Annotated in this window: 8 protein-coding genes and 1 pseudogene; 4 read left to right on the forward strand and 5 right to left on the reverse strand. The window is 44.4% G+C overall.

Translation table 11 applies throughout. The annotated features are described in order from the left end of the window. Positions 1 to 9: 9 nt before the first annotated feature. Complete coding sequence (locus VTAP4600_RS20815) at positions 10 to 1,665, reverse strand: GGDEF domain-containing protein (protein ID WP_102524677.1); 1,656 nt, start codon at positions 1,663 to 1,665, stop codon at positions 10 to 12. A gap of 616 nt (positions 1,666 to 2,281) precedes the next feature. Between VTAP4600_RS20815 and VTAP4600_RS20820 the strand changes: the two genes are divergently transcribed. From VTAP4600_RS20820 to VTAP4600_RS20830, 3 genes are all read left to right on the forward strand, one after another. Further along, positions 2,282 to 2,764 (forward strand): Lrp/AsnC ligand binding domain-containing protein, encoded by a 483-nt coding sequence (locus VTAP4600_RS20820; RefSeq protein ID WP_102524678.1) that lies wholly within the window; start codon positions 2,282 to 2,284, stop codon positions 2,762 to 2,764. Positions 2,765 to 2,916: 152 nt separating this feature from the next. After that, entirely contained in the window at positions 2,917 to 3,471 is a 555-nt protein-coding gene (locus VTAP4600_RS20825; protein WP_102524679.1) for a hypothetical protein, read from the forward strand. 269 nt (positions 3,472 to 3,740) lie between these two features. Next, positions 3,741 to 5,798 carry an alpha-amylase family glycosyl hydrolase gene (locus tag VTAP4600_RS20830; protein WP_415239701.1) on the forward strand — a complete coding sequence of 686 codons (2,058 nt, stop codon included), beginning with the start codon at positions 3,741 to 3,743 and terminating at the stop codon, positions 5,796 to 5,798. A gap of 191 nt (positions 5,799 to 5,989) precedes the next feature. Here the strand turns inward: VTAP4600_RS20830 and VTAP4600_RS20835 are convergent, their stop codons facing one another. Further along, positions 5,990 to 6,895, reverse strand: coding sequence for an AraC family transcriptional regulator (locus VTAP4600_RS20835; RefSeq protein WP_102525474.1), 906 nt, complete (start codon positions 6,893 to 6,895; stop codon positions 5,990 to 5,992). 111 nt (positions 6,896 to 7,006) lie between these two features. Between VTAP4600_RS20835 and VTAP4600_RS20840 the strand changes: the two genes are divergently transcribed. Continuing rightward, positions 7,007 to 8,161 (forward strand): aminotransferase-like domain-containing protein, encoded by a 1,155-nt coding sequence (locus VTAP4600_RS20840; RefSeq protein ID WP_102524680.1) that lies wholly within the window; start codon positions 7,007 to 7,009, stop codon positions 8,159 to 8,161. An 84-nt stretch (positions 8,162 to 8,245) separates the two neighbouring features. On the opposite strand, the gene VTAP4600_RS20845 is transcribed toward VTAP4600_RS20840, so the two are convergent. From VTAP4600_RS20845 to VTAP4600_RS20855, 3 genes and pseudogenes are all read right to left on the reverse strand, one after another. Next, positions 8,246 to 9,094 carry an energy-coupling factor transporter transmembrane component T family protein gene (locus tag VTAP4600_RS20845; protein ID WP_102524681.1) on the reverse strand — a complete coding sequence of 283 codons (849 nt, stop codon included), beginning with the start codon at positions 9,092 to 9,094 and terminating at the stop codon, positions 8,246 to 8,248. Next, on the reverse strand, positions 9,091 to 10,788 hold the full coding sequence (locus VTAP4600_RS20850; protein ID WP_102524682.1) for an ABC transporter ATP-binding protein: 1,698 nt from the start codon (positions 10,786 to 10,788) through the stop codon (positions 9,091 to 9,093). The genes VTAP4600_RS20845 and VTAP4600_RS20850 overlap by 4 nt, the downstream gene beginning before the upstream one ends. Before the next feature lie 3 nt (positions 10,789 to 10,791). Further along, a pseudogene (locus VTAP4600_RS20855) lies at positions 10,792 to 11,350 on the reverse strand (ECF-type riboflavin transporter substrate-binding protein). Positions 11,351 to 11,409 lie beyond the last annotated feature (59 nt).

Below are 11,409 nucleotides of genomic sequence, written 5' to 3' on the forward strand. Positions count from 1 at the left end.
AAACCATAGTTATCGTTGACTGCCTGATCTAATATTTTTCTGGGTTGGCGTCATGTTAGGCAATAACGGATGACGGTAGATTCTGATGCAATCTCGTCCAGAGCGTTTTGCTTGGTACAAGGCATCATCGGCGTGTGCAATGACCTGAGTTATGCTCTCTTCAAAATCCCATTGAACGATGCCATAAGATGAAGTGACCGAAAATGCTTGTTGGGTATCGGTGACAAATGAATGGGTATTGAGCGCAGATTGCAAACGCTGGGTAAATATCAACGCATCACTGAGCTCTGTGTTGGGCAGCATCACAATGAATTCTTCACCGCCAAATCGCGCGCAAATGTCGCTCTCTCGTGCAATATTAGTAATTGTTCTCGCCACACCTTCAATGACCTTGTCGCCCGTGTTATGACCATACTGGTCATTGATGTTTTTAAATAGGTCAATATCTAACAGAACTAAGCAATATGTGCTGTGATTTCGCCTTGCTTGCTTCTCCTCGATTTCTATCAGTTGCGAAAACATACGGCGATTATAAAGTTGTGTAAGCGGGTCAATGGATGCTAAGTGACGTAACCGTTCTTCAACTTCTTCTCTGCGTTCAATTTCCAGCCTTAATTTACGCATTACAAACGTTAAAAAGCCGCACAGTGCAATCATAGTAAACAAAATGATCGACAGTAAAATTACACGATTATTCGCTGTTGTAATGGCACGTTGTTCTGCTCGATAGATAAAGTTGTTGAGGTGATAGCGAGTAGCAATAAGCCCTTCATCAATGAAAACATCAGCCATTTCATCAATTCTATCGGCTTTGATATACCCAATTTCGACCAATTCTGAACGAACGAGATTGGAGATAGCAAGTGCTTCATAACGGAGTTCATCTAGGGTCTTATTCGATCCCCATTTGTTTCTAATGCTATGGATCATGCGTTCAGGGTTTGCGAGTGCATAACGCCAGCCCTTTAGTGTGGCACGTCGAAAATCATCAACGACCTGTGGTTTGCTGTCGATCAGCTTTTGACTCGTGAATAAAAAATCACTGTAAAAATCAATGCCGAGATTTTGAGGATTCAAAGTATGGTAATGAACACCCAATTTTTGGAGCAGAAAGGGCTCGTTTGGGAGGTAGCCGTTAAACGCATCGACATTACCGTTGATGAGATCTTGCAAAGCAAAAGAGCTTTGAATCACGTTAACATCATCGAGGCCTACTTCGCCTTTAGATAACATGGATAAAAATTCAGGGCTGATACTGCCATCTAGGGTCATGATGGATTTGCCTTTCAAGTCGGCCGCGCTGTTAATGTTAGAAGAGGCTAAAGTTAATAGTACTGCTGGTGAGTTCTGAAAAATAGCCGACAGAGCGACGACGGGCTTACCCCTTAACCTTTCTAAGATCAGTTCACCATTTGCAACGCCAAAGTCCAACTCATTGTTAAGGACGAGATCAATCGTGTTGGTGTTAGGGTTGCCTTCATGGAGTGTGACCTTGAGGTTTTCTTGTTCGTAAAAGCCTTGATCTACCGCAGCATAGTAACCGGCAAACTGAAATTGATGCATCCATCGCAGGCCGACGGATATGTGCTCTTGTCCCAAAGCTGAGTAACTCATGCAACCCACGACAAAGGTGAGAATTTTGGTGGTTGTATGGTTTTTTTTCATCGGGAGCACGCTGATATTGTTTACGATAGGAAAAGGCTTGAACGGTTAGTCTAAAGATTCTTAGTTATATGCGCCATAGGTGATATGAAACAATGGTGATTTATCTTGTTTATGATTAATAAAATAAGATTAAATGCGATATGAGTCACCTTTGGTGTGAGAGGTGATGAAGAAGAAGGGTAATCGATGGTTTGTTATGCATTGTTAAGGTGAATGGGTCAGTGCTGCTTCCTCATTTGCATTTTTCATTGCATTTTGCGATTCGATAGTTGTATTTTGCAAATAAAAAAATCATATATGCAGCATTTTTCACCGTTTGAGCGATAATTCGAGTAATTCAAAGTTGGCACGGTGATTGCTTTATACCTAGTGACCCTTTTTAAAGCCGAGGGTCACCTAGCCAACTGACGTTGTTAGTGAATCTATTTGTTCACAATATATATCGGCCAATCGCACTATTATTTGCGATTGGCTTTTTTTGCCGGCAACTCGTCCTCCTCTGGTAACTGACCAAAATCTCCATTCTCAATCAAAAATACAATAAATACCTATTGCATGAACTGAAAGAAAAATGCTATTTAATTGTTAATTAAATGTTTATTTCTAGGCGGTTAATGTGTCGACCTCTCCACCGGATCGAATTGATTATGAAATTTTGCGGCAGCTTAGGCTAAAAGGTCGGCTGACGATGGTTGAACTGGCAAAGTTGGTTAACTTAACCACCTCACCGTGTACTGATAGGGTAAAGCGGCTCGAAAAATCGGGTTATATCTTGGGCTATCATGCAGAATTGTGCCCCGATAAGCTTAACTTAGAAGTTCAGGTGTTTATTCACATTCGTCTTGATCAGACGAGCTTCTCCATCTTTGACAAATTTGCTGCTGCCGTTGAGTTAATGCCAGAAATTGAAGAGTGTTATTCGCTGTCAGGTGATTTTGATACCATGATCAAAGTGCGGGTGAAAGACATGAAAGCGTATCAGGCATTCATGTCGACAAAGTTGGGAACATTACCGGGTGTTATTCAAACTCGCAGTGAAGTGGTGATCGAGGAGCATAAATCTGGGTTTGGCATTAACCCTGACTTAGTTGGGCGCTGATTGTATGCTCGTTTTACCTTAAACGCGAGGGCACTTGCCATTAACGAGCACTACAAAGTGCGGTAACAATCGACCTTTGCATCAGGGTATCTGGTTTGCAGTCGCATTGATTGTTATGGTACTTGCCTTACTTTCCCTTATCGAATGATGCAATGAAATCTCCTTGTCTTGGCTATGCACTGGCATGTCTATTAAGCGTTTCTTCACCCTCAGCTTTTGCTTTCTATCCACTTTGGCTTGCGCCTTTAATGCTTGATGATGAACCACAGTGGACTCTGTCTCAAGTCTCAGCACAATCAGACTTATTTGACTGTGGGCTAGAGGCGGATAACCAGCGGTTTTGCAGCGATGAAATTCGTTATTACAAGGTGCCAGTAATGGGGGAGGTCTTTATAGCAGAAGACAGCATGTCGCAAATTCAACTACAACGTGATTACAGTTTGCTCCATTATTCGGAACTGCAAATAAACCTTCGTAAAGACGGGTTCTTACTGAAAGAAGCCCATATCGGTGGCGAGTCGTTTATTGTTGACGAGGTGCTAAAGACGATGTCAATGGAAGAGGCAAATAAAGCCTTGGTGCCTTTTCTTAATCGTCCTACCGACGCGAATGAACGTACGCTTGTTTGGCAGCGAGGTGACAAATCCAAAGTTAAGCTCGTGACAGACCGAGAGTTTGTAACCGTTATTTTTTATTATCAAGACTGAACGCTATCGACTGTATTTACGACCAATCATACTTTCTGGTTTTGTCCTCGGATGATTATTTAATAAAAAGAGACGGTCTTCTATGTCTTCTATTTTTGATTGATTTGTGAGCGTTCTAACGGAACGTAGACCTGAATTGAAAGCAATCTGTGATCTTGAACTCTAAGCCCCTGACCTAAGCCTTTATACATTGATTTATAGGATGATTCGCCCAGAATTTCGGCCTTTATGATAAACAAGAACAGTCGCGTTTATCGAAGGGGAAGTGTGTGAACAGTCGGAATTGGAATAAAGGCAATACTCTGATTATCAGTGCAATATTGTCTGGCGTGTTAGTGGGTTGTGGTAGCAGTGGAAGCTCCTCTAGTGAATTGCAACCTGTCGTGGATGATAAACCCGTCGTCACGCCTTATGCCTGCCTTGATAGCACGGAACAAGCGGTTAACGATTTACGTATTTATCAAGTGATGGTGGAGAGCTTTGTCAGTGGAGACGATACCATAGGCCACGGTACGGGATACGGAACGAGCCAGCATAATGGTGATATCCAAGGCATCATTGACTCGCTCGATTACGTTGAGTCACTTGGCATGAACGCGATTTGGCTTACGCCTATTTTCAATTCTGTTGCTATCGATGGACAAAATCACTGGGCAGATAGGTTAGACGCGACGGGATATTTTGCGACCGATTATTTTGCAATAGATCCTCGATTTGGCACGATGGAAAAAGCCAAAGAACTGGTCGAAAAAGCACACGCCAAAGGTTTATATGTCTTCTTTGATGGGGTGTTTGGTCACCATAAGGAAAACGTTGTTGCTTCTCCGACTGGAAAGCGACCGGTTGGTAAAAGTAACCCCGTTTCGTATCCAGAAAGTTTAGCCTTCTATCAAGAGGTCGCCGAATACTGGGTCACGGAGCTTAAAATTGATGGCTGGCGTTTAGACCAAGCCTATCAAGTACCAACGGACGCTTGGAGCCAAATTCGCAAAACGGTCGACCAAGCATCTGCCAGTGTGACTTACCAGAACAAAGAGGGCAAGACGGTGAACCCGCTCGGCTACATGGTGGCCGAAATTTGGAATAACGAGAGTTATATTAAGCAAACGGGCTATGGTGAAACGAATGCGCCAGCATTGTGCTCAGCGTTTGATTTCCCTGTTCGTTATCGTGTGGTCGAAACTTTCGCTGTGAATGAAAGTGGCGTTGGTGGTAAAGGAGGTGATTGGCTTAATGAAGGCATGAGTTTACACCAAACCTACCCGGATCACGCCAAGCCCAATTTGATGATAGGCAACCATGATTTGGTTCGATTTGGTGATCTAATACAAAGGGGAGAATTGGGCCAGCCAACAGAGGCGAAGTACTGGCAACGTTACCGTGCTGCTTTGTCGTTTCAAGCGGCTTATACTGGACCAATCACGATGTACTACGGCGATGAAATTGGCGATCAATTAGATGGGTATGCTAATAAAGTTGAAACCGATTGTGCAGTGCAGGGGTTATGTGAAGATCACGTAGCGAGAACCGATGGTAAAGTTGCTGGCGTTAATGCGACATTGAATCGTGATCAAGCAGCACTAAAGAACTACGTGACGTCATTGATGAAGCTACGTGCCGAACACCCAGCCCTATATTCAGGAAAACGCGTTAATGTTATTGCGTCTAAGCAGGCCTATGTAGACCACAAACAATTTGGCACTGACACGGTACTTTATGTCGTCAGCACCAGTGACCAAGCTCAGACCTTGACCATAACGGGCGAGCAAATAGGTTCTGCGGGAAAATTGGTTGACCTACAAAGTCGCGATGAGTTGGCTTTGGCCTCTGGTCACTACACGATCACGTTAGCGCCATTCGAAGCCCGTTTTTTAAAGGTTGATACACCGAACTCAGTGGGGCCGATAGCAAGCTCTACGTCTAACGGTGCGATTGATGGGGATGCCTTTATGGCAAAATGTGATAATCCGTTATCTGATGAGGCAGGTCCGGTCAGTAACGCGTTATACGTTGTTGGTGATTTTTCTGACTCCAACTGGAAACACGTCGAGGGACGTAAGCTAACGCATAGGGGAAATGGCGTTTATCAAATGACATTCACCGAAAAGCCGGGCAGTTACAAAATGCAATATGCGACCAAGGGATGGCGTTCTCAGTACACTGCTGAGGGGATGGGCTTAAAATTGGGCAAAGAAACGGCGCTAATGAACGGCGGTTACGGTAAAGATACCGTTGCGTCGTTGATTGATGGCGGTGAATACGTCTGGAGTTTAAAGTTTGACGACTCCGGTAACCCCACCTCTGTGATGGTCGCGCAATGTCAGTAAGGATGATGCGTGATACTTGCTCGTTAGTCGTTTTCGCTATGAAATAGCCAAGCCGCACTAGTCTATTAGCTGCACTGGCCTATTAGCTACATCTGTCTATTAGCCTCACCGTCTTTTAGAATTCAATTTATTGAGTTAAAGGTGGTGAGGTTTTTTTCGCTGTAAAGTATGACGTTGTGCTCTAAGTTACGTTAGCCAAAAAAACCAACCGGGAGGAAAAAATCTAATTCGAATTTTTCATCATCGGCAAGAAAGTGGTTTTTCCGATAATGTACATAAGCAGGAGATGCCATCATTTTAAGGCCGGACTTAGGCAGCCAATGCTCTTGAATTAAGCTAATTTGTGGTAACAGTTCCCCATATACGCCATACAATGAAAACTTGGCGTATAGTCCTCCGGGGATGGTCAGTTGATTGACCAGCCCTCGTTGCGGGATTGGCTTATCAATCTCGACGCACGCGACATAACGACATTGATCTAACTCGACCCATGCCGGGTTTGAATGATGAATACCAAATTGCCCAGAAAAGTCTCGTTCTTCACTGCTAGCCCAGGCTTTGAGTAACTGCCAAGGTTGCCTGATAGAGCGGTTATAGCCTGTATGACGAATGTAAGCCACATTACGTTCAGGTACTTGGGTGATCTCTGGGGTCGGTAATCGACTGACGTCTATACGACGATAACACCGAGCCACTTCTTCGTTTTTTAAGTAGGGTTTGTCTTGATGCTGACGGTTTCCTTTGCGCCATTCTCCTGGGGACACGGCAAACGTGCTCTTGAACGCACGGCTAAAAGACGAGACGGAACTAAAACCACTTCTTTCAGCAATATCGAATATCGACGAGCGGGCATCAAACATCAGTTGGTTGGCGGCATACTCCATTCGAGTACGGCGGATATACTGGTGGACAGGTTCACCGACGATTTGTTTGAAAATTCGGTGAAAATGCTGCTCGGAATAGGCGGCTACCTTAGCTAGATCTGCAGCTAACAGTTCGCGACTAATATCTTGATGAATATAATACAGTACGTCGTTAATCCGCGACAGATTCTGAGGTGGAGTTGGGTCGACCGGGCTCGATTGGTTATTCAACATACAAAAGTCACCGGATAGCATAAATGGACATACATTAAAGCATAAACGGACACTTGAAAGGCGGATTATTTTTGTATCCTGTGGATACACAATTGAGTCACGGAAAGCCAGATGGAAACCACTTACGCCTTGCAACAGATCCAATCGTCCTATATTCGAGAGATATTAGAAGCGGCGACAAACCCTAACGTTATTTCACTGGCTGGTGGTCTACCTGACCAAGCGACATTCCCAATTGAATTGATGAAGCCAACATTGGAAGGACTGTCGGCAATGCCGGAGGTATTCCAATATGGAGAAACCGCGGGCTATGGGCCTCTAATCAAGCACCTTACGGCTTTATATGAACTACCTGAGCACCATAAGGCGATGGTTACAACGGGCTCTCAGCAAGGTTTAGACTTGATTGCCCGTGCTTACGTAAACCCTAATGATACCGTTGCAATGGAAGCGCCATGCTACCTTGGTGCCATGCAGGTGTTTGGTATGTGCCAGGCGAATATTGTGACTGTTGACCAAAACAATCACGGCCCGGAGTTGGAACAACTTGAACGTTGTTTCAAAGAGCAAAGCCCTAAAATATTCTATGCGGTACCAGATTTCCATAATCCAACAGGAGTGTGTTGGTCATTAAAGACCCGCAAACGTGTTGCTCAGCTATGCGAACAGTACAATGTGACTCTTATTGAAGACTCACCGTATCGTGAAATTCGTTTTTCTGGAGAAGCGTTACCCTTGGTTTCAAGCTTTTGCCCCGATCATGCCATTGTATTGCGCTCGTTCTCCAAAATTGCCTCTCCTGGCCTCCGTATTGGGGTGGTAACGGGTAAAGCGTCATACATCGAGCCCATGATCAAAGTGAAACAAGGCGCCGATTTACATTCAAGCGTACCGATGCAAGCGCTGCTTTTAGGGTTATTAGAGCACCCTGAATTTGACAAGCACATTAAAAAAATTGGTGACTTATATCAGACGAGATGTAATAAATTGACTGATGAACTGGCTGCCCAGTTACCAAGCTCGTGTTCCTTTTCACTTGTTGAAGGCGGTATGTTTGTTTGGGTGACGGTGCCAGAATGCGACACTTTTGAGTTGGCAAAAACATTGCTTAAGTCTGGAGTCGCGGTAGTACCTAGCGCGGTGTTTTATCCGAAAGGCACCAAGGTGCAATCGGCATTAAGACTTAACTTTACCAACTCCTCATTGGATGAATTAGAACTTGGAGTGACCAGAATTAAGCAGGCGTTGGTTCAGTCAGTTTCTTGATTGCTTTATCATTTGGCGACCACTAGATCAAAACAGCCCACGAGTCAGTGGGCTGTTTTTGTTGAAGTGTATCCAGTAAAAACCTTAGCCAAATGGGTACCAAAATAGTTCGGTTTCTAGGTAGCGTTTTGCAATGGCAGCAATAACTGCAGTCATCGCTGTTGCTATCACGATTACATCCACTTTGTTAAGGGGCTTAAGGCTGTACCAATGACGACTTTTATGGCGGCCAAAACCTCGTAACGTCATGGCATTGGAAATCTCTTCTGCTCTATCTAAGCTTGAGAAAATCAACGGCCCAAGAATACTGGCGACGTTTTTCATTCGAGTAAAGAATGGGGCATTACGGGATAGATCCACACCTCGTGCTTGCTGGGCGTGCATAATGTTAATGAAATCTTTTTTTACTTCAGGCAGGTATCGCAAAGTCAAACTGACCGCATAGGCTATTTTGTACGGTACACCTAAACGATTTAAGCTCGCTGCAAATTCCGTAGGATGAGTAGTGAAGACAAATACCAACGCCATTGGGAACATGCTGAAGTATTTAAGCGTTACGGTGATCAGGTAGTACAAGGTTTCCTGCGTGAGGGAATAGCTCCCCCAAAGTGGCACCAATACGGTGTGACTGCCTATGAACTCACTCCCTTGAGTTGGAGCAAGTAAAAACATAAATAATGCGTTCAAAGACAGTACTGTTCCCGTGCCAATAAGTAACGGTTTATAGACGTTGAAGGGCACACGACTCATGCGCAGTAGTGTCATACCCAATAAGATCATGCCAGCAATAATACGGACATCAAAGGTCGTCAATACCACGGTAACCCAAGCAACGAACATGACAAATTTAGTGATGCCGTTTAAATGGTGCAGAGGTGAGCCGGTATTGACATAGTTGATGCCAAATTTCATTTTAGAGACGCGCTGACTCATGCTACATGCCCCTGTTCGCCAGAGATAAAGTGCTGCATAAACTCATCGGTTTGTTCAATGCCAGCTTTAATGGCGAGTTCATATAGGCTTGTGGGCGCTAAATTCGCTTTGCAAAGCAGTTCAGGTCGGCTGAAAACAGAAGTCACAGGTGCGTCTGCGATGAGTTGGTTGTCTGCAATAACAATAGATCTTGTGGTGTATTCTAGAACGAGGTGCATGTCATGAGAAATGATGAGTACCGTTAAGCCAAGATCGTTGTTCAGTTCTTTAATGAAGCTGAGCATGGAGGTGTAGTTGCGATAATCTTGACCTGCTGTCGGCTCATCAAGAATGAGTAACTCAGGTTCTAAAACCAAGATTGAGGCAATAGTGACGCGCTTTTTTTGGCCATAGCTGAGTGCTTCAATTGGCCAGTGTCGATATTTGCTTAAGCCACAAAGAGTAAGGGCTTTGGTTACTTTAGTTTCAATACTTGCTTCGTCCATGCCTTTATTGCGAAGACCGAAAGCGATTTCATCAAAAATCATATGGTGGGAGATCATATGATTTGGGTTTTGCATCACGACGCCAACTTTGGCACTGCGCTCAAATATTGATAGCTCAGACAAATCTTGCCCGTTCATAATGATTTGACCTGCATCCGGTTCTAACACACCCATAATCAGTTTGGTTATGGTCGACTTACCTGAACCATTTTTACCTAATATTGAAACGAATTCGCCTCTATTGATGTGGAACGACACGTTTTCTAATGCGTTTTTTTCGCCATCATATGAATAGGTTAACCCGTGAGATTCGAGCAACCTTTCTTGTTGCACGCTCACGCTTTCTATTGGTCTTTGGTGGAACCACTGGTCGATACATTGTTGATGCGGCGTGACGTCAAATTCAGCAAAGTTCGACAAAGATTCGTGTGCTTGTACTTGGCATTGAGCTCTTTTTAAAGCCGACAAAAACAGAGGCTCACGAATGCCGTGCTCGGATAAAAGCGAAGAATGGAGCAATTCGTTTGGTTTGAGATCCGCGATGATTGCTCCCGCGTCCATAAGAACGATGCGATCTACTGGGCGGTGTAGCACGTCTTCTAAACGATGCTCAATGATGATGGTGGTCTTGCCACTTTTCAGGTGCAAATCGTCGATGATTTCTATGGTCGCTTTGCCCGTTTTCGGATCAAGGCTCGCTAGTGGTTCATCAAATAGCAAGATATCGACATCATCGACCATAACACCGGCTAAAGAAACTCGCTGCTTTTGCCCCCCTGAAAGGTCATGAGGAGAGTGCTCTAGTAGATCATCTAAATCGACCATGCGGGCCGTTTTTTCTACCAGTTCAAGCATTTCGCTATGTTCAATTAGCTGGTTTTCAAGAGCAAAGGCAATGTCTTCTGCAATGCTTAAACCAACAAACTGGCTGTCGGTATCTTGTAATACGGTGCCAACTTGCTCGGTAAATTGATGCAACTTCATATTGGCCGTGTCTTGGCCGTTTATGGTTAACGACCCAGAGATTTCGCCTTTGATAGCGTGAGGGATCAAGCCATTTAAGCACTGACCAAGGGTAGATTTGCCACTGCCACTTGGCCCGATAATTAAGATTTTCTCTCCTTTCTCTATCCTTAGATTGATATGTTTTAATGTCGGTTTATCCAGAGACTCATATCTAAAAGAGAAGTCAGAAAATTCAATAGTCATGCTTTACTCGGCTTCAGACAGGTTTTGGCTTTGTTGCTTGCGCTTGGCAACGGATTTCAAAATGAAGTAACCCACAACTGAAATTAAAACAGCATTACCCGATGCGATGATCGTGAGCTGAGTGAAGACTTTGGTGAAAGGTTCGGCGTACAAAATGGTGTCTAAAAAAGCGGAGCAACCGTACCCAATCACATTACCAACAAGAGCTAGCCCTGCAAATAACACGATATCTTTGACGGGTAATTGGCCTTGTTCAAGGCGGTGCTTAGTGAGGATAGGAAATAGCCCGATGATCAAGCCTACGATGCCAGAACCCAGAACCCAGTACCCATGTGATCCAAACGCCCCAACCTGCAAATAGATCGGTTACCCAGTGACCAATGAACCCCACCAAAAAGCCAACAATTGGGCCAAACAGTACAGAGAAAAGCGCCAATACGGCCATTGCCGGTTTTAATGTGGTGTTGGCAAATACGGGAATACCAAACATCGGCAGTCCACCGATGCCGTATAACGCTGCGCCAATGGCAATGACAACAACGGTTTTTGCTGTGAAATTCATAGGAAATCCTTGAGGTTAAAAATGTGCGAGGTGCTAAACCAAGGCGCGAATTCTACCTT

Origin of the sequence: Vibrio tapetis subsp. tapetis (assembly GCF_900233005.1) — a bacterium.
Classification (GTDB): domain Bacteria; phylum Pseudomonadota; class Gammaproteobacteria; order Enterobacterales; family Vibrionaceae; genus Vibrio; species Vibrio tapetis.